The following is a 17,333-nucleotide window of genomic DNA, read 5'->3' as shown; positions in this document are numbered from 1 at the left end:
CCTCCCGGTGTCGAAGCAGCGCCGCCTCTAAGATGAGGCATGGACTTCGAAGGCACGCTCTGGACGGTTTTGGGGGCCGGGCTGGTTCTCCTGATGCTCGTTGATGTCTTTCGTACGCTCCTCTACCCGCACGGTACTGGTCCGGTAGGCCGGGCGATCATGCGCGGATTCTGGCTGGTGTCCAGAAAACTGCGGGGCCGGGGCTCCTTCATCGCAGCACCTTTGGCCATGGCCGCTGTCATTGGCGCCTGGGCAAGCCTGGCCGCCATCGGCTGGGCCCTGCTCTATCTGCCCCACCTGCCGGCCGGCTTTGTTCACGGACCAGGAGTTCCACAGCGGGGCGACTTTGCCGAAGCGCTCTACATCTCCCTCGTCACTCTTTCCACTTTGGGGTTCGGCGACATCGTGCCGGCGAATCCGCTGCTCAGGCTGGTTGTGGCCCTGCAGGCCGTCGCCGGGTTCGGGTTGCTGACGGCAACGGTCACTTGGATCCTGCAGACGTACCCGGCCCTGAACCGCCGCCGGACCCTTGCCCGCCAGCTGAACCTGTTCAGGGAGGCTGCAGGTCCGGCGGGTGTATTGTCGCTGGAACCCTTGCATGCTGCCGGACTGCTGGAATCAATGGCCGGAAACGTGGCGTCGGTGAGCACAGACCTGCTTGCGTTCCATGAAACCTACTACTTCCGTGAAATTGAGCAGCGCGGCTCCTTGCCCGCCACGGTGGCCTACGCCCAGGAGCTCGCATCCCAGGCCCAGGGCAGCGACAGCCCTGAACTCCAATTCGCCGGACGTATGCTGCACGCGTCGCTGGACGCCCTCGCGGAGGTCCTCCGCGGAAAATTCGGCCATTCAGGAACCACGTCTTCCGATGTGTTCGACAGTTACGAGCTGCACCATCGACACCGTCGGAGTGGGGACGCGGACACGAACTAGTGTCACGGCGCTTCCGTCATTGTCCGCAGGGTGACAGAGTTGAACGATGAATGAGGAAACCGGCGGGCTGATCCTTGACCTGGAATGCACGCTCGATGCTCCCCCGGAAGAAGTCTTCAGGATGCTGACGGAGTCCGCCGAACTGGTGAAGTGGTGGGGTCCGCATGGTTTCACCATCCCCGCAGCCGAGGTAAGCCTGACGGAAGGCGGCAGCTACCGGTTGCGGATGACGCCACCGGACGGCGATCCGTTCCACCTTTCCGGCGAGTTCCTGGAGATCGATCCGCCATGGCGCCTGGTGTACACCTTCCGCTGGGAGGAACCGACGCCTGATGACCGGGACACCGTCGTCGACCTCGCACTGGGGAGCACCGACGAAGCCACGCGCCTGGTGCTCTCGCAGGGACCGTTCCTGACGGCAGAGCGGCTGGATCTGCACCGCGCCGGATGGACCGAGTCGTTCGAGAAATTGCAGGCGGTACTGAACAGCCGCACCTGAGAAGGCCCCGGGCCCTATTTCAGCGATGTCCGGTTCCACCGCCCTGCAAGGCAGACTGGAACCATGACCGTTACAACTTTCGCGCTCATCCGTCACGGCCAGACCGACTGGAATGCGCAGCGCCGGCTGCAAGGATCCACCGACATTCCGCTGAACGACGTCGGGCGGGACCAGGCGCGGGACGCCGTCGAAACCCTGGCCGGATACGGGTGGGACGCCATCGTGTCTTCACCGCTGAGCCGCGCCGCGGAAACCGCCGACCTGATCGCCGCCGGGCTCGGGCTCACCGTGGCCCGGCGGGTCCCGGAGCTTACCGAGCGCAGCTTCGGTCCCGCAGAGGGCCTGCAGGACGGTGCCGAGCTGGATGCCCTGCGCACACCCGGCGGCTTCCGCGGCGCCGAAGGCGAGGACGAAACTGCGGACCGCGGGCTTGCCGCACTGGAAACGCTGGCAGAGGAGTTCCGCGGCGGCCGCGTCCTGGTGGTCACGCACGGCTCGCTCCTCCGGGTGAGCCTCAGCCGCGCGGTCGGCCGCACCCTGCCGAGCGTCACCAACGCCGTGCTCAACCTGGCCCACCACCACCCCGCGGAGGGCTGGAACCTCGAATACTTCAACGGCGAACGGCTGGCCGCCACCGTCAGCTGACCACAAACCAGACCCGGTGCTACGATTGCTACGGAGGCAGTCATGACAACCATCCCGCACCGCGAGCTCCGCAATCAGAGCAGCAAGATCCTTGAGCGTGTGAAGAACGGCGAAACCATCGACGTCACCAACAATGGCGAAGTGGCCGCCACCCTGATCCCGCCCGCCGCCTCGCCGTTCGAGCGGCTCCTGCTGTCCGGAAGCGTGCGCCGCGCGACGTCGGAACCCGTGGATTTCCAGATCCTTCGCCGCGTCAGCAGCGACGCCGGCAGCGCGGAAATCCTGTCCGAACTGCGCGGCGACCGGTGATCATCTACGTTGACGCTTCTGCGGCCCTCAAACTGGTCGTGGAGGAGACAGAGTCCGCCGCTGCCGCGCAGTACCTGTCAACGGCCGCGCATCGGGGCGATCAGCTGGTCGCCTCCATGTTGCTCTATACAGAACTCCACTGCGCGGGCCACCGGCGGGGGCTGCCGGCCGACTTGATCACGACAGTGTTGGACGGAATCAATCTCGTGGACGTGGCGCGTTCGGATCTTATGTACGCCGCCGCCATGCCCGGAAAATTGCTCAGCGCCGACGCCATCCACCTGGCCACCGCCGTCCGGCTGCAGACGGACATCCTGGTGGCCTACGACGTCGAACTCGTCACCGCAGCGACGGAAGCCGGGCTCCGGACCCAGTCACCGGGGATGGCTCCGTAGCGGAATCCGGCCGGTTTCGGGTGCGTCCGGGTGAAAAGCGTGGGACAGTTTTCGCCATGGCAGCTTTTGATCAGTCCGACGACCTCAGCGGAGCAAGATTCGTCGACGTGAACTTGCGTGGAGCCCGGTTCGTCCGGTCCGACCTGTCCGGCACGGTGATGCGCGGCGTGGACGTTGGCGGGGCAGACATCGATGCGCCGTGGCTGTTCGACGGCGGAGACGTCCTGCGCGTCAACGGCGTCGATGTGGTCCCCTTCGTCGAGGCCGAACTCAACCGTCGCTTTCCCGGCCGTGCCGAAAGACGCGCCGGCGATCCGGACGGGCTGCGATCCGCCTGGTCCGCGCTGGAGCGGACCTGGCAGGCGACGCTTGAGCGGGTCGCGGCGATGCCGTCCGGCACGGTCGATATTTCGGTGGACGGCGAGTGGTCATTCGCCCAGACGCTCCGTCACCTGGTCATGGCCACAGACACGTGGCTGCGGCGGGCCATCCTGGAGATCGAACAGCCCTACCACCCCGCAGGCCAGCCGAACTTTGAGTACGAGCCTGACGGTTACGACATGTCGGTCTTCTCCACGACCGCGCCGACGTATGCGGAAGTGCTCGAGGTGCGGGCCGGCCGGGTAGCCATGGTGCGCGACTTCCTCGCCGCCGCCACCCCGGCTGACCTGGCCAAGGGGCGCAAGAACCCCTGGGGCCCCGAACACCCGGTGACCATCCTGTCGTGCCTGCACACAATCATTAACGAGGAGTGGGAGCACCACCGCTACGCCGTCCGTGATCTGGAGGCGATCGAGGCCGGGAGAGACTCCACGTCCTGAATCCGGTGCCCATCCGGTGGCGGTTCGACCCCGCACCTTGCCGCCCCATAACCGGGGGCAGTAGCCTGAAAAGCAGATGACGAGCCGAGCCGCCCACCACCGGTCCGGGAGTGCCGGGCCGGGCAGCGCCCACAGGCTCAGACCCGCCACCGGAAACGGGGCAACGCGATGTCGACACTCGCAGACGGCCGGGAAGCCTACGCCCAACGGCGCTGGCCGGACGCCGTCGGGCAGTACACCGCTGCCGACCACGACGCCGAACTTCCGGCCAGCGATCTGGAACAGCTGGCCACCTCCGTCATCCTCACCGGCCGGGGCTCCGAGGGAGTGGACATCCTGGCCCGAGCGCACCTGAAGTACCTCGCCGACGGCGACTACCCCGCCGCCGCCCGCAGCGCCGCCTGGACCGGGATGAACCTCATCCTGCTGGGCGAACCGGCCCGCAGCGCCGGCTGGCTCGCCCGCGCCCACCGGATCGTCGACGACCTGCCCGAGCCCTGCATTTTCGAGGGCCTGCTGTACATCCCTGCCGGGCTGGGCGCCCTCTACCAAGGCGACGGCGCCGCCGCCGCGGAAGCCTTCACCCGGGCCGCCGACCTCGGACGGGCACGTGGCGACGCTGACGCGGCCGCCCTCGGTACGCTGGGCCTCGGGCAGGCGAAGATCATGCTGGACCAGTTCGACGACGGCCTGGCCCTGCTTGACGAGGCCATGGTTGCCGTCACCGTCGGGGAAATCTCCCCGATCCCCGCCGGGATCATCTACTGCGCAGTGATCGAAACCTGCCATCTGGCCTTCGATCTGCAGCGCGCCCACGAGTGGACACGGGCGCTGGACCGGTGGTGCGACGGGCAACAGAACCTTGTGGCCTTCAGCGGCCAGTGCCAGATGCACCGGGCCGAGCTGTACCGGCTGCACGGCGCCTGGACCGAGGCAATCGACGCGGCCAAAACGGCGCTGGACCTCGCCTTCCGCGGCGACCGGATGGCCACCTACGGCGGCTTCTACGAACAGGGCGAAATCCACCGGCTCCGGGGCGACTTCGACGCCGCCGAGGCCTCCTACCTGCACGCTCAGGAGACCGGTTTCCCGCCGCAGCCCGGGCTGGCGCTCCTGCGTTTGGCCCAAGGCAAGCCGGACCAGGCCCAGTCCCTGCTCCGGCATACCATGGACGGCGTCGGCCCTGCCTACCGGCGCCCGATGCTCGCCGCCCGGGTGGAGATCGAACTGGCAGCAGGCGACGCACTGGCAGCACGGGCCGCCATGGAGGAACTGGCCTCGCTGTGCGTCGCGATGGACATGCCCATGGTGCACGCACTAGCCGACCAGTCCCAAGCCGCTGTCCTCTTCCACGAAGGCGACCCCAAAGCCGCCCTGGTCCCGCTTCGCCGCGCGTGGTCTGGCTGGCTCAGCCTCGACGCGCCCTTCGAAGCGGCCCGCTGCCGCGCCCTGCTGGCGAGGCTGTGCGCCGCGATCGGCGATGAGGACTCCGCCCGGCTTGAGCGTGAGGCGGCCCGTGCCGTGTTTTCCGAACTGGGCGCCGCGCCGGAGCTGTCGGGGCTTGAGGTGCCCGTAGCGCCGGACGCCCGGACGGCCCCGCCGCCAACCACGGGGGACGCCGCTCATGACGCGGCCGACGCCGGGCCGCTCACCACCCGCGAAACCGAGGTGGTCCAGCTGGTGTCCGCCGGACTGAGCAACCGAAACATCGCTGCCGAGCTGTTCATCAGCGAAAAAACGGTGGCCCGGCACCTGAGCAATATCTTCACCAAGTTGGGCCTGACCTCCCGGGCCGCGGTCACGGCCTACGCCTACCAGCACGGACTAGCCTGAGTTCCCGCCCTGCGTAAAACTACCCATTCCGGCTCCCCGCCAAATGGGAAATGGGTGATTCGCCCGATTCGCCGCGACGCGACGAAAAATAGCGTTAATGGCATGAACGTTTCAGTGCTCGCAGGAATGGTTTCCACCGGCCTCTTCGCGGTGAGCTACCTGCCCATGCTGCTCAAGGCCCTGCGCACCAGGGATCTTGACTCCTACAGCCTCGGCTACCTCGCGCTAAGCAACGTCGCCAATGCCGTGCACTGCCTATACGTCTTCAGCCTCCCGCCGGGGCCGCTCTGGGCGTTGCACGCCTTCTACGTCGTCGCCGCCGCGCTGCTGCTCATCTGGTACGTGCGCTTCCGCTCCGACCCGGCCGGCCACCCGGCTCCACAGCAGGCACAGCGTTCATAACCACTCCATTTCACATGCAACACCAAGGAGGCACCACCATGAACACCACCCCAGCAACTGACACCGGCGGCGCCGTCGGAACTGCCGCAGTCGACACCGTCATCATCGGCGCTGGACAGTCCGGCCTCGCGCTGGGCTACTACCTGGCGCAGCAGCACCGGAACTTTGTCATTCTGGACGCCGGCACACGCGTTGGCGACGCGTGGCGGAGCCGCTGGGACTCGCTGCGCCTGTTCACCCCCGCCAAGTACAACGGCCTGCCCGGCCGGCGCTTCCCAGGCGACCCCCTCGCGTTCCCCACCAAGGACGAGCAGGCGGACTATCTGGATGACTACGCCTCTCGGTTTCACCTGCCGGTTCGACCCAACACGGCCGTCACCCGGCTGAGCCACGACGGGGAGCGGTTCCATGTCACGGCTGGGACGCAGCGCTGGACGGCAGCGAACGTCGTCCTGGCCACAGGTGCCTGCCAGCTCCCCAAGACGCCGGGCTTCGCGGCGGAACTGCCGTCCGACGTCGTGCAGCTCCACTCCCGCAACTACACGAACCCGGCCCAGCTCAGGCCCGGTCCCGTCCTGGTGGTGGGGGCGGGCAACTCGGGGGCGGAGATCGCCCTGGACACCAGCCGCACGCATGAAACCTGGCTGGCCGGCAAGCCGAGTTCCGAGCTTCCGTTCCGGCACGGCCGGACCGCTGCCCGCTTCTTCCTCCCGGTGATCCGCTTCGCCGGGATGTACGTGCTGAACACCAACACGCCGGTGGGGCGCAAGGTGCTGCCCAAGATGGCTGTCACGGCTACGCCGTTGATCCGCACCAAACTCGCGGACCTGGGCGCCGCTGGCGTCCACCTGGTGCCGCGGGTCACCGGAGTCCAGGACGGCGAGGTAATGCTCGACGACGGTCAAGGCCTTCCGGTGGCAACCGTCATCTGGTGCACCGGCTTCACCGAGGCCTACCCCTGGCTGGACATCCCGGCGCTGCCCGCCAACTGGCGGGAGCAGCAGCACCGCGGGATCGTGGATGCCCTGCCGGGCCTGTACCTGCTGGGGAAAGACTTCATCTTCGCGGCAGCATCGGACACCCTCCCCGGCGCCTGCCGGGACGCCAAGTACCTGGCGAAGCGGCTCGCGGACACCCGGGCCCCGCAGCACGCGGCGGAGGTCCAGAGCGGGCTGGCGGCCTAACACACCCGGCCTCCCTGATGCCCGACGGCGGTCTTGCCGGCCGCCGTCGTGCTTCAGTTCCACTCAGCCGACAGCCCCGGCGCCGATCTGCTGCATGAGGGCTATGATGTCCGTGGCTCCCCAATGTTCGACGACCTTGCCGCCGTCGATGCGGATGATGTCGATGCCGCTGAATTCGACGTTGCGGCCGGTGGGCTCGACACCATCAGTTCGCCTTTGTGCGTGCCGGTCAGGACCACGTAGAGCGCCTCCAGATTTCCGTCCACGAGCGCCGGTTCGCTGGTTGTGGCCTTGAGGTCCGGGAAGGCCGCCCGCATCGTGTTGACGAAGAACCCGACACCGTCCTTGGAGGGCGATTGTCCGGGCATGGGATTGTGATCGACGAAGTCATCGCTCACCAGTTCATCGATGAGGGCGAGGTTTCCGTCCCCAATCACCTCTGTGTAGAACCGCTTGATCAATCCAGTTCCTTCAGCCATTTTCCGACTCCTTGCAGGCATGAGACCGATTTGGATCCCCAGACGTTTGGCGCCCCGGATTGCCGCGCAGGCGCCTGCCGGACCGACATTATTGGCCCGGCTCGGAGCGCTGGGAAGTACGGTGAAAAGTCATGTGGAACGGGCGAAGCGCCCCGATAAGGCCGAACGTAATCCGGGGGTTTGGGTGTGTCAAGGTGCCATGGCTACCGCATTTGCCTCCCGCCCGGTCCGCGAGATCGCGCCCGCAAATTGTCGCACCGGCCGCATAGTCTGCCCCCACAAGCTTGAACCGTCCGACAGGGGATGACATGGCTGATCCGATCCGCGAGGCTGCCGGTAGCGCGCCATCCTCGCCCGCAATAGCTACCCCCGCCCCTGAGCCATTCGAACCGGATGAACCTCCCTGGCCGGAAATACTGGCCGCAGGCGGCAGGGTCTCGGACGACGCCGTCGGGGACTACCTTTGCCGGCTGGGCCGTTACGCCTTGCTCACCGCCGAGCAGGAAGTGGACCTGGCGCAAGAGATCGAAGCAGGACTTTTCGCGGAACAGCTCTTGGTGGACGGCAGACAGCGGCACGGCGACGAAGTGGCGGAGCTTCAAGCCATTGTCCTTCTGGGAAGGCGTGCCGCCGACGCGCTGCTCCACGCCAATCTCCGGCTGGTGGTGTCGATCGCCAAGCACTTCACCCGCCGGGGACTCGACCTTCCGGACTTGATCCAGGAAGGAAACCTGGGACTGCTCAGGGCCGTCCGCATGTTCGACTTCACCATGGGTTTCAGATTCTCCACCCTTGCCACCACGTGCATTCGGAGCGACATCATTCGGGCCCTGGCTGATCACGCCCGCCTGATCCGGCTGCCGACCAACGTCGTCCATCAGTTGCAGCAGGTGCGGTCCGCGCAGCGGGCAGCGGCCATGGCCGGGACCGCCTGCAGCAACGAGGATCTCAGCCGGCTGACGGGCATTCCGATCGGGAAGGTTGAGTGTCTGCTGGCCGTGGACGAACCGGTTTCTTCTTTGGACTCCGAGGTGCCCGACGGACGGGGCGGCACCGAGGCCCTGGCTGAACAGCTGTTGGATTCCTCCACCCCCGACGCCACCGATCCGCTCTTCCACCAACAGCTCAAGGCGCAGCTGCACACCGTCCTCGGAACGCTGGAGGACCGGGAGGCCCGGGTCATTGCGATGCGCTTCGGCCTGGCGGGCGGCGCGCAGAGCCTCGACGCCGTAGCGAAAAGTTACGCAGTGCCCCGCGAAAGCATCCGCCGGATCGAGACCTTGGCGCTGGCGAAGCTCAAGGACCCGTCCCGGTCCAGCCTCCTGCGGCAGTTCCAGTTTGACGGTAAGGGCCCGCCGGGCGGTGAGGCGGAGTCCGCACCGGCGGCCTTCAGCCCCGCCGCTCCCGCCACAGCAGCGACACCACCAGTACCACTCCCCCGAGTCCCAGCATCGCAATCACGGCGAGGCCCCAGTTGGCCTGGTTGACGCCCGTGCCGTAGAAAATCCCGATCAGCACCGTGGCCGTGATCGCCCCGATGTACCGGCAGGTCTGAAAGATCCCGGCGGCCACACCGCGCTCCTCCGGCCGGGTGGAGAGGTACATGCCCTGGTTGTACGCGATGCTGGCCACCCCGTACGGCACACCCAGCAACGCGGTCAGGGCAACCACCAGAGGAATGGCGAACGAGGCGGTGAGCAGCCACATCGCCGCCGAGGCAACCATGAGCAGCACGACGCCGGTCACCAGCACGCGTTTGACCCCGAACCGGTCCATCGCGCGGACGGCCACTGGCGTCGAGACCACCGAGACGGCGGCCAGCGGCAGCACCAGGAGCCCGACGACTCTGGGATCGTAGCCGCCGGCTTCCTGCAGCAGCTGCGGCAGGCCGAAAAACGCGAAGTAATAGACGCAGCTGAACAATGCAAAGCCCAGATAGACCAGCAGCAGCGGTCGGTTCCTGCCCAGCAGCCGCAGGTCCAGGAACGGCGGGGCGAAGCGCAGTTCGCGCCACACGAACAGCGCGGCCAGCAACGTTCCTCCGCCCAGCAGCCACCAGCGGTAGCCCGGCAGGACGTTGAGCAGCGCCATCATCACCAGCACCATGGAGCCGATGAAGGCCAGGATGCCCGGAATGTCCGAGTCCCGCAGCAGTTCCGACGCCGAGCCGCGTTCCCGGGCCCCGTCCGGCGGGGCGAACCGCCCGACCAGGAGGATCGCGGCCAGGGCCAGCGGGACGTTCAGCAGGAACAGGGCCTCCCAGCCAACGAAGCCCACCAACAGCCCGCCCACCACGGGCCCGACGGCCGCCGCGGAAGTGTTGGCCATCTGGATCCGGCCCAGCGGCCGGGTGGACTTCACGTTCGCCTGCTTCGCCAGAGCCCCGACCATGACGACGGCGCTCGGGTACGCGGCCGCCGTGCCCAGGGCCATGACGGCGCGGGCCACGCAGAGCACGGCGAAGTTCGGCGCGAACGGAGCCACCGCGCAGGTCACGGCCACCAGGACCATGCCGAGCATGAACAGGCGCCGCGGGCCGAAGCGGTCCGCCAGCCGGCCCATGAGCGGCTGGCCCGCGGCGGAGGTGAGGTAGAAGGAGGTGATTACCCAGGTGACGGTGGCGACGTCGAGCCCAAAGTCCGTGCGCAGCACCACCAGGGCGACGGCGATCATCGAGGAGTTCAGCGGGTTCAGGGCCGTGCCCAGGCTGAGTCCTGCGACAGCGAGGCCCGTCCGGGGAGAGTTGCTCACGGCAACAGTCTGTCCCACGGGGTGCGCAAAAATCGAACCGGATGAGACTTTCCGCGGCGAGGGGGCGGGTGGCGCTCAGCAGCACGGCCCAGACCCACCGCCGAGGGGTCAACTGCAGATGTCAGAGGACCTTGGAAAGGAACGCCTTGGTCCGGTCGTGCTGCGGATCGCTCAGGATCTGCCGGGGTGGTCCGGCCTCCACCACCACGCCTTCATCCATGAACACCAGCGTGTCCGCCACTTCGCGGGCGAACCCCATCTCATGCGTCACCACAATCATGGTCATGCCGCTCTTGGCCAGTTCCTTCATGACGTCGAGCACCTCGCCCACCAGTTCGGGGTCCAGGGCGCTTGTCGGCTCGTCGAAGAGCATCAGCTTCGGGTCCATGGCCAGTGCACGTGCGATGGCCACACGCTGCTGCTGCCCGCCCGACAGGTGCGCCGGATAGGCGTCCCCCTTGTCGCCCAGCCCCACACGCTCCAGCAGTTCCATGGCCCGGGCGGTGGCTTTGGCTTTGGAAAGACCTTTCACCCGCATGGGGGCGAGGATGATGTTCTCCACAGCGGTCAGGTGCGGAAACAGGTTGAACCGCTGGAACACCATGCCGATTTCCTGGCGCTGGAAGGCTGCTTCCTTGAGCTTCAGTTCGTAGAGCTTGTCTCCCTTTTGACGGTAGCCAACAAGCTGTCCGTCGACCGAAAGCCGGCCGCCGTCAACCCGTTCCAGGTGGTTGATGCACCGCAGGAACGTCGACTTACCAGAACCGCTGGGGCCCACAATGCAGAGCACCTCGCCGGGATCGACCTCGAGACTGATCCCGCGCAGCACCTTGTTAGTGCCGAAATTCTTGGAGACCCGCTCCGCAAGCACCATCGGCGCGTCCGTCATCCTTTTCCTCCAAAATCTGTGCCGAGCGGTGGGGTGGGCCCGCCGGGAACCGCCGTCGGTCCCGGCTCCGGCGTCGCCGGTTCCTTGCCCGTCTTGACGCGCCCGGTTCCGCGCGAGAACCGCTTCTCAATAAAGTGCTGTCCCACCATCAGGACGGAGGTGAACAGCAGGTACCAGAGGGAAGCCACAATCAGCAGCGGCACCGGAGTGAACGTCACTGCGGAAATACCGCGGGACACACCGTAGAGGTCGATGCTCAACGGAATTGCGGCCACCAGCGAGGTGGTCTTGAGCATCGAGATCACCTCGTTGCCGGTGGGCGGAATGATGATCTTCATCGCCTGCGGAACCACGACATACCGCATCGTCTGCCCCCAGGACATGGCCAGCGCCGTCGACGCTTCCTCCTGGCCCTCGTCCACGGACAACAGCCCGGCGCGCACGATTTCGGACATGTAGGCAGCTTCGTTGAGCGCCAGCCCGATCACTGCAGTGACGAAGAGGTTGGTGAACACCTCATTCGGGATGGTGGCCCACGGCTCCATGAACGGAATGCCCAGCGTGAACACGGGATAGATCAAGGACACGATGCCCCAGAAAACCAGTTGCACATAGACGGGAGTTCCCCGGAAGATCCAGATGTACAACCAGGCAACGCTCTTCAGCACAGGATTCGGTGAAAGCCGCATGATGGCGAGCAGCAGGCCGATGACGATCGCGCCGATCATCGAGTAGATGGTCAGCCACAGCGTTACCCACGCGGCCTGGCTGATCCGGCGGTCGAAGATGTACTTGCCTACGTCCGGCCAGCCAAAGTCCGGGCGCTGGGCGGCGTCCAGCACAAAGACAGCCAGCCCGAGAACGAGGAGTACCGCCACCACGTTCCGCCAGGGGTGGCGCAGCGGTATGGCGACGATCGCCTCCGGCGGCGCGTCCTCCGCGCCCCGTCCCCTTCCGGTCCGCGGCGTCCCGCCGGGTTCCGCCTCAATCACCCGGTCGGATTCCGGCTCGCTCATCTGCCATCACCCTTTCGCTGCCACATTGAGGTCCGCCGTCTTCACTCCGCCGGCTTCCACTCCCCACTTGGACAGGATCTTGACGTAGGTGCCATCGTCGATCAGCGACTGGAGGGCCTTCTGGAGGACCGGCGTAAATTCGCTGCCTTGGGCCACCGGAATGCCGTACGGTGCCACTTCGAAGGCGTCTCCGGCGGGCTCCAGCTTGTCCTTGGTCTTGGAGATCGCGTAGAGGGTGACGGGCGAATCGGCGCTCATGGCGTCGACCTGTCCGACCACGAGGGCGTTGGTCGCCTGATCCTGCGCGTCGTACCTGAAGATGGTGATGGCCGGCTTGCCGGCGTCGGTGCAGGCCTTCGACTTTGCGGGCACTTCGTGGGTGTCCTCATAGGTGGTTGCCTGGACGGCGACCTTGAGTCCGCAGGCGTTGTCGGGGTCCACGGTCTTGCCCTTCGGGGCGGCCCATTGGATCCCGGCGGAGTAATAGTTGACGAAATCCACCTGCTTTTCGCGTTCCAGCGTGTCGGTGAAGGAGGACATGCCCATGTCATCCTTTCCTGCGCGCACGGCCGGAAGGATGTTGTCGAAGGTGCCGATGTCGAAGTTGACCTTCAAGCCCATGACTTGGCCCAGGGCGTTGGTGAGGTCCACTGACCAGCCTGCCGGCGCACCGTTATCGTCCTTGAACTCGTTGGGCGGGTAGTTGTTGGCCATGCCAACATTGAGGACACCCGCGGTTTTCATCTTCTCCGGGAGCATCGCGGCAATGGAGTCATTCTTTTTCACCTCAATGGCGTCGGCGGTTCCGGATGCCGAGCCGGTGGCGGCAGGTTCGCTGTTGTTGACGCAGCCGGAGAGCGAGAGAGCTGTGGCTATGGTGAGAACGGGAAGTAGGTATCGGGTGCGCATGGTTTCCTTAGCTGTTCAGAGAATCACAAGGTTCCCGCAAGTCTGCGGGAGGAGGGCACTTTGTGCCCGCAAGTTCCGAACTCCTCAATGAGTGTTGCCTGACGCTGTGGTTTCAATCTCTCCCGAATGACGGATGTCCCGCAGAATTTCCCCGCCTCGAGCTTTCAACTCCGAGATGCTGGAAACGCCCACTAACGTCATCGTACGCCGCAGCTCGTCCGCGAAGATCTCAATGATGCGCCCGACGCCGGGCGAGCCCGCCGCCACCAACCCGTACAGGTAGGCTCTGCCGATCGAGCAGGCATCGGCGCCCAGCGCCAGCGCCTTGAGGATGTCGCTTCCCCGGCGGATGCCCGAGTCCACGAACATCTCGATCGAGCCGCCCACCCGTTGCCGGGATTCCGCTCGGGATATCGGCGACCTCAATCCGGGTGTGCAGCCGCTCTTCGGCATTGGCCTGACGATCCCGAAACGCGCCTGCTTGTATGGCTGCAACTATGGACGAGGTGCAACTAGCCCTTCCGAGCTATTAGCCACGCGCAGCCTCCGCGACAGACAATGCCGCCCGACGCCCCCAGGCCAGTTCGCGTAGCCGGATCAGGTCCAGCGCCGGCTGGGCGGGCGGGACGCCCGGACGCTTCCGCGGAACCAGGACCCGCAGAGCGGCGGGTTCCACCGTGCACCGCACCGGTGTGGGAAGCATCAGCGCCTCGCCGTCCACGCCGACGGGAATCTCGGGCACATCGGCGTCGACCACCACCTCCACGGCGGCCCGCTGCACCAGTCCGCGTTTCGTCGCCCGGCGCAGCAGCCCGACGGCCTCACGGGTACTGGACGCGGAGAGTGCCACCGCGCCGAGCACGCCGCGGTCGAGCCGGGTGCGGCGGCCCAGGCCCGCGAGATCATGGCTTCCGTACGGGCCGTTGCTGACCAGCACCGCCTGCGGCCCGTCCACGGTGGTGCCGTCGAACTGGGCGCGCAACCGAGCCCCCTTGTCGCCCTTGATCAGGTCCGGGAGCATTTGCAGCACGGTGCCGGTCTTGTCGTCGCGATACTCCGGGCTCTGCACCACCTCGGCGTAGACCCCGAAGGAGGAATTGTTGACGAAGGTGCGCCCGTTGATCTTGCCCAGATCGACGTGCAGTTCCACCCCGTCGCGGAGGGCGTCCAGGCATCCCGTCGGGTCCTCGCGGTCCAGGCCCAGATCGAGGGCGAAGTGGTTGCGGGTGCCGGCGCTGATCACCAGGAAGGGCAGGTTATGTTCGGCCGCGATGCCGGCCACCAGCGCCTGGGTCCCGTCACCACCGGCGACGCCGAGCAGGTCGGCTCCCCGTTCCACCGCCTGCCGGGCCAACGCATCCACATCCACCTGTCCGGGTCCCTCGAGCAGCGCCACCTCGGCCCCGAGTTCCTCAGCCTTTCGCTGCAGGTCAAACTTCACCACCTTGCCCCCGCCGCTGCGCGGATTCATCACCAGGAAGGGATGCCGCCAGGCAGGAGCAGGGTACTCGGTCATCTTCGATCCTGTCCGGGGTTCCCGCAGGGCCGCGCGGGCACAGACCACCGCCACAAACACCAGACCCACGGCGATCATGACCTCCAACAGCAGGCCCGCCTGGACGTACAGGAACACGACCACCAGCGGGGCGAGCACCGCGAGCGCCAGCGCACACCAGCGCAGGAATCCGCGGCTGATGAGGAACCAGTAGATTCCGGCCACGGTCACGACGACGGCGCCGGCACCGGTCAGGAGCAGCGCGACAATGCCCGCCACACCGGCCGCCGTCAGCGGGACCAACACCGCGCACACCACCGCGAGGTAGGCGGCCCGCGCCCACCACCGCCGGGTCGACGGGACCTCTTCGAAGGGAACGACAGTCATAGCTGGCTCCTTGCCGTGTCCAGCCCCGGCCGATCGCACCGACCGAGGCCCGGCCGTCAGGTCTTGATCTTCGCGACGGTCATCAGGATCGCCGAGTCCTCTTCAGCTTCCAGGCTGTGCAACCCGTCCGGCACAATCAGCAGGTCCCCGGTCTTCCCCTGCCAGGATTCCTTGCCGGCCCTAAGCCGCACGCAGCCGCGGAGCACAAACACGGTGGCTTCGCCCGGGTTCTGGTGCTCGCTCAATTGCGTCCCCGCCCGGAACGCCATCACCGTCTGGCGGAGCGTCTTCTCATGTCCGCCAAACGCCGTATCCGCAGCACGTCCGCTCGGTGCCGCCACCGCAGCCGCAATCTGCTGACGGGCAAGCGCATCGAGCGATATCTTCTGCATGGGGCCACCCTACTCAGAATCGTGCCCGCTGCCGAGGGTCCTTTGCCCCGGTAACGGCCGGCGCCTGCCCACCCGGCCCGTGGGACATGCCCATTCTTCAGGCCCAGGAGTGGGCATAGCGGGAGTCAGTCCACTGGCCGGGGCGGAGGCGGGGCATGTCCCGTGCGAAGAGGAGCACGGATAGCCTGCTAACGCTCAGTACACCACCCGGAAATTGCTGAACGCCCCCGTGGCCCGGGAGATCGATTCGTCCACGTTCTCCACCCGCCCGGGCGCGTCCGGCGAGCGCAGCCAGCGCCGGAACTCCAGCACCACCGACTGGGGCCCCTCCGCGGCGATGCCCACGGAACCGTCGCTGTTGTTCCGGACCGTGCCGGTCAGCCCCAGCTCCTCGGCCTTGCGCACGGTCCAATAGCGGAAGCCGACGGCCTGCACCACACCGTCCACCCGCGCCGTCAGCCGGACCCACTCGCCGGAATCGCCCTTCGGAAGCTCAGCCATGCTCCCAATCTAGCGCCCACTCCGGAGGCCACCGCCAGAGGAACTGTTCGCTTTCCACATAGGGACCTTCGCCCCTTACCTTCCGCAGAGCGCAGCCGTAAGGATGGTCGGGTGCACTGTGGGGACTTGTCGAGAAAACGGCATGGCACATGGAAGTGCTTCACCCTCCCGCCGTGCTGCATTGCCCGAAAGGACAACAAAGATGGCAGGACAATTCGAGATCTTTACGGACGCTGAGGCCAACGTCCGTTTCCGGCTCCTCGGCGCCGACGGTACCGTCTTGGCGATATCCAGGGCCTTTGAGGACAAGCGGGCCGCCGCGGACGGCATCATGGCAGTCCGCGAATGCGCCGGGACCGGCCTGATCAAGGAAGCCCGCTCCAACGCCTGGGGCGGTACCGGCACCACCAGGGCGGGCGTGCCAAAACCGGCGCATCGCCGGCACCGGCATATCCCCGCCGTCTAGGCGGCAAACCAGCACCACTCCGGGCAGGCAGCCCGGCGCAATCGGGAGCCGCAATGGACGAAGCACGGGTCCACATCAGCGGCTTCCGAATGGACTTCGGCGACACCACCGTGGTCCGCGACCTGTCCTTCGACGTGCACGCCGGCGAGACCTTCGGCTTCCTCGGCAGCAACGGCTCCGGCAAGACCACCACCATCCGGGCCCTGCTCGGCATCTATGAGCCCACCGCCGGGACTCTTCACATCAATGGCAGGGACTTCAAGCCTGAGCACGGCGACCGGCTGGGCTACCTTCCCGAAGAGCGCGGGCTCTACAAGAAGGAAAAGGTCATCGACATCATGACCTACTTCGGCCGGCTCAAGGGGATGGAGCGGCGCACCGCCAAGCAATGGTCGCTCGAGTACCTGGACAGGGTGGCGCTCGCGGACCGCGCCTCCACCGTGCTGGACAAGCTCTCCAGCGGGCAGCAGCAAAAGGTTCAGCTCGGCGTCACCATCATGAACAACCCCGAGCTGCTGATCCTGGACGAACCCACCAAGGGCTTCGATCCGGTCAACCGGCGCCTGCTGATGGACATCATCGCCGAGCAGAAGCGGGGCGGCGCCACCGTGGTCATGGTCACCCACCAGATGGAGGAGGTGGAGCGGCTCTGCGACCGGGTCATCCTGCTCAAGGACGGCACCGCCGAGGCCTACGGGACCATCGACGAAGTGCAGAACAAGTACGGCGGCCGCATCATCCGGATCCGGCACAGCGGCCCCATCCCCCGCTCACCCCATTACGAGGCGATGCTCGAGGAGACCAACTACTCGGAGCTCTCCATCACCGACGCCACCGACGAGGCCGTCATACTCAAGGACCTGATCGACGCCGGCGTGACCGTCCGGAGCTTCACCACCACCAAGATCTCCCTCGAAGATATCTTCATCCGGGTCTACGGCGACCAGAACAAGCCTCCCACCCCCGGACCAGGCAACCCCGGCCCAGCCACCCCCGCACCGTCCCCTGGCCGGGAGGGGGCGTAGTG

The 17,333-nt window shown here is 66.6% G+C and carries 20 protein-coding genes and 1 pseudogene; 12 read left to right on the top strand and 9 right to left on the bottom strand.

Going from position 1 to position 17,333, the window contains the following annotated elements:
- Positions 1-39 precede the first annotated feature (39 nt).
- From AC1DF4_RS15315 to AC1DF4_RS15275, 9 genes are all read left to right on the top strand, one after another.
- Entirely contained in the window at positions 40-933 is an 894-nt protein-coding gene (locus AC1DF4_RS15315) for a potassium channel family protein (RefSeq protein ID WP_476913681.1), read from the top strand.
- Between the two features lie 46 nt (positions 934-979).
- Entirely contained in the window at positions 980-1,432 is a 453-nt protein-coding gene (locus tag AC1DF4_RS15310; protein ID WP_476913680.1) for an SRPBCC family protein, read from the top strand.
- A gap of 63 nt (positions 1,433-1,495) precedes the next feature.
- Positions 1,496-2,077 (top strand): histidine phosphatase family protein, encoded by a 582-nt coding sequence (locus AC1DF4_RS15305; RefSeq protein WP_476913679.1) that lies wholly within the window; start codon positions 1,496-1,498, stop codon positions 2,075-2,077.
- 42 nt (positions 2,078-2,119) lie between these two features.
- Positions 2,120-2,386, top strand: coding sequence for a type II toxin-antitoxin system Phd/YefM family antitoxin (locus tag AC1DF4_RS15300; protein WP_476913678.1), 267 nt, complete (start codon positions 2,120-2,122; stop codon positions 2,384-2,386).
- Positions 2,383-2,781, top strand: coding sequence for a type II toxin-antitoxin system VapC family toxin (locus AC1DF4_RS15295; RefSeq protein ID WP_476913677.1), 399 nt, complete (start codon positions 2,383-2,385; stop codon positions 2,779-2,781). Before AC1DF4_RS15300 ends, AC1DF4_RS15295 begins: the two co-directional genes overlap by 4 nt.
- 56 nt (positions 2,782-2,837) lie before the next feature.
- Positions 2,838-3,602, top strand: coding sequence for a DinB family protein (locus AC1DF4_RS15290; protein ID WP_476913676.1), 765 nt, complete (start codon positions 2,838-2,840; stop codon positions 3,600-3,602).
- Between the two features lie 168 nt (positions 3,603-3,770).
- Positions 3,771-5,435 (top strand): LuxR C-terminal-related transcriptional regulator, encoded by a 1,665-nt coding sequence (locus tag AC1DF4_RS15285; RefSeq protein WP_476913675.1) that lies wholly within the window; start codon positions 3,771-3,773, stop codon positions 5,433-5,435.
- 102 nt (positions 5,436-5,537) lie between these two features.
- Positions 5,538-5,837: a hypothetical protein gene (locus tag AC1DF4_RS15280; RefSeq protein ID WP_476913674.1), complete on the top strand. Its 300-nt coding sequence runs from the start codon at positions 5,538-5,540 to the stop codon at positions 5,835-5,837.
- A gap of 38 nt (positions 5,838-5,875) precedes the next feature.
- Positions 5,876-7,021 (top strand): flavin-containing monooxygenase, encoded by a 1,146-nt coding sequence (locus AC1DF4_RS15275; protein WP_476913673.1) that lies wholly within the window; start codon positions 5,876-5,878, stop codon positions 7,019-7,021.
- 63 nt (positions 7,022-7,084) lie between these two features.
- Here the strand turns inward: AC1DF4_RS15275 and AC1DF4_RS15270 are convergent.
- Positions 7,085-7,500: pseudogene (locus AC1DF4_RS15270) on the bottom strand (ester cyclase).
- A gap of 308 nt (positions 7,501-7,808) precedes the next feature.
- On the opposite strand from AC1DF4_RS15270, the gene AC1DF4_RS15265 reads away from it, so the two are divergent.
- Positions 7,809-8,987, top strand: a complete 1,179-nt coding sequence (locus tag AC1DF4_RS15265) for a sigma-70 family RNA polymerase sigma factor (RefSeq protein WP_476913672.1) — start codon at positions 7,809-7,811, stop codon at positions 8,985-8,987.
- Here AC1DF4_RS15265 and AC1DF4_RS15260 read toward each other — a convergent pair.
- The 8 genes from AC1DF4_RS15260 to AC1DF4_RS15225 all read right to left on the bottom strand — a co-directional run bounded on the left by AC1DF4_RS15260 (position 8,890) and on the right by AC1DF4_RS15225 (position 15,840).
- Positions 8,890-10,251 (bottom strand): MFS transporter, encoded by a 1,362-nt coding sequence (locus AC1DF4_RS15260; protein WP_476913671.1) that lies wholly within the window; start codon positions 10,249-10,251, stop codon positions 8,890-8,892. The genes AC1DF4_RS15265 and AC1DF4_RS15260 overlap by 98 nt on opposite strands.
- 121 nt (positions 10,252-10,372) lie before the next feature.
- On the bottom strand, positions 10,373-11,140 hold the full coding sequence (locus tag AC1DF4_RS15255) for an amino acid ABC transporter ATP-binding protein (protein WP_476866074.1): 768 nt from the start codon (positions 11,138-11,140) through the stop codon (positions 10,373-10,375).
- Positions 11,137-12,156, bottom strand: a complete 1,020-nt coding sequence (locus AC1DF4_RS15250; protein WP_476913670.1) for an amino acid ABC transporter permease — start codon at positions 12,154-12,156, stop codon at positions 11,137-11,139. The genes AC1DF4_RS15255 and AC1DF4_RS15250 overlap by 4 nt, the downstream gene beginning before the upstream one ends.
- Positions 12,157-12,162: 6 nt before the next feature.
- A complete protein-coding gene (locus tag AC1DF4_RS15245) occupies positions 12,163-13,065 on the bottom strand; it encodes an ABC transporter substrate-binding protein (protein WP_476913669.1) in 903 nt (300 codons plus the stop codon).
- A gap of 84 nt (positions 13,066-13,149) precedes the next feature.
- A complete protein-coding gene (locus AC1DF4_RS15240; RefSeq protein ID WP_476913668.1) occupies positions 13,150-13,518 on the bottom strand; it encodes an alpha-hydroxy-acid oxidizing protein in 369 nt (122 codons plus the stop codon).
- A gap of 76 nt (positions 13,519-13,594) precedes the next feature.
- Entirely contained in the window at positions 13,595-14,947 is a 1,353-nt protein-coding gene (locus AC1DF4_RS15235; protein ID WP_476913667.1) for a diacylglycerol/lipid kinase family protein, read from the bottom strand.
- 56 nt (positions 14,948-15,003) lie between these two features.
- Complete coding sequence (locus AC1DF4_RS15230) at positions 15,004-15,339, bottom strand: cupin domain-containing protein (protein WP_224048753.1); 336 nt, start codon at positions 15,337-15,339, stop codon at positions 15,004-15,006.
- Between the two features lie 195 nt (positions 15,340-15,534).
- Positions 15,535-15,840: an acylphosphatase gene (locus tag AC1DF4_RS15225; RefSeq protein WP_441407068.1), complete on the bottom strand. Its 306-nt coding sequence runs from the start codon at positions 15,838-15,840 to the stop codon at positions 15,535-15,537.
- A gap of 202 nt (positions 15,841-16,042) precedes the next feature.
- Here AC1DF4_RS15225 and AC1DF4_RS15220 point away from each other — a divergent pair, with 202 nt between their 5' ends.
- Both AC1DF4_RS15220 and AC1DF4_RS15215 read left to right on the top strand, forming a co-directional pair.
- Positions 16,043-16,306 (top strand): YegP family protein, encoded by a 264-nt coding sequence (locus tag AC1DF4_RS15220; RefSeq protein ID WP_476913666.1) that lies wholly within the window; start codon positions 16,043-16,045, stop codon positions 16,304-16,306.
- Between the two features lie 53 nt (positions 16,307-16,359).
- The gene (locus AC1DF4_RS15215; protein ID WP_476913665.1) at positions 16,360-17,331 is read left to right on the top strand and encodes an ABC transporter ATP-binding protein; all 972 of its coding nucleotides are present in this window, start codon (positions 16,360-16,362) and stop codon (positions 17,329-17,331) included.
- The last annotated feature ends 2 nt before the right edge of the window (positions 17,332-17,333 follow it).

The organism is Arthrobacter sp. 05N429 (assembly GCF_056397045.1).
The sequence above is the reverse complement of the archived record's forward strand: the minus strand, read 5'-3'. Positions and strand labels throughout refer to the sequence as shown.

Bases quoted from the DNA above. Each gene is read 5' to 3' on its own strand.
- AC1DF4_RS15315 (WP_476913681.1), top strand. From the start codon at position 40: ATGGACTTCGAAGGCACGCTCTGGACGGTTTTGGGGGCCGGGCTGGTT.
- AC1DF4_RS15310 (WP_476913680.1), top strand. From the start codon at position 980: ATGAATGAGGAAACCGGCGGGCTGATCCTTGACCTGGAATGCACGCTC.
- AC1DF4_RS15305 (WP_476913679.1), top strand. From the start codon at position 1,496: ATGACCGTTACAACTTTCGCGCTCATCCGTCACGGCCAGACCGACTGG.
- AC1DF4_RS15300 (WP_476913678.1), top strand. From the start codon at position 2,120: ATGACAACCATCCCGCACCGCGAGCTCCGCAATCAGAGCAGCAAGATC.
- AC1DF4_RS15290 (WP_476913676.1), top strand. From the start codon at position 2,838: ATGGCAGCTTTTGATCAGTCCGACGACCTCAGCGGAGCAAGATTCGTC.
- AC1DF4_RS15285 (WP_476913675.1), top strand. From the start codon at position 3,771: ATGTCGACACTCGCAGACGGCCGGGAAGCCTACGCCCAACGGCGCTGG.
- AC1DF4_RS15280 (WP_476913674.1), top strand. From the start codon at position 5,538: ATGAACGTTTCAGTGCTCGCAGGAATGGTTTCCACCGGCCTCTTCGCG.
- AC1DF4_RS15275 (WP_476913673.1), top strand. From the start codon at position 5,876: ATGAACACCACCCCAGCAACTGACACCGGCGGCGCCGTCGGAACTGCC.
- AC1DF4_RS15265 (WP_476913672.1), top strand. From the start codon at position 7,809: ATGGCTGATCCGATCCGCGAGGCTGCCGGTAGCGCGCCATCCTCGCCC.
- AC1DF4_RS15255 (WP_476866074.1), bottom strand. From the start codon at position 11,140: ATGACGGACGCGCCGATGGTGCTTGCGGAGCGGGTCTCCAAGAATTTC.
- AC1DF4_RS15250 (WP_476913670.1), bottom strand. From the start codon at position 12,156: ATGAGCGAGCCGGAATCCGACCGGGTGATTGAGGCGGAACCCGGCGGG.
- AC1DF4_RS15245 (WP_476913669.1), bottom strand. From the start codon at position 13,065: ATGCGCACCCGATACCTACTTCCCGTTCTCACCATAGCCACAGCTCTC.
- AC1DF4_RS15240 (WP_476913668.1), bottom strand. From the start codon at position 13,518: ATGCCGAAGAGCGGCTGCACACCCGGATTGAGGTCGCCGATATCCCGA.
- AC1DF4_RS15235 (WP_476913667.1), bottom strand. From the start codon at position 14,947: ATGACTGTCGTTCCCTTCGAAGAGGTCCCGTCGACCCGGCGGTGGTGG.
- AC1DF4_RS15230 (WP_224048753.1), bottom strand. From the start codon at position 15,339: ATGCAGAAGATATCGCTCGATGCGCTTGCCCGTCAGCAGATTGCGGCT.
- AC1DF4_RS15225 (WP_441407068.1), bottom strand. From the start codon at position 15,840: ATGGCTGAGCTTCCGAAGGGCGATTCCGGCGAGTGGGTCCGGCTGACG.
- AC1DF4_RS15220 (WP_476913666.1), top strand. From the start codon at position 16,043: ATGGCAGGACAATTCGAGATCTTTACGGACGCTGAGGCCAACGTCCGT.
- AC1DF4_RS15215 (WP_476913665.1), top strand. From the start codon at position 16,360: ATGGACGAAGCACGGGTCCACATCAGCGGCTTCCGAATGGACTTCGGC.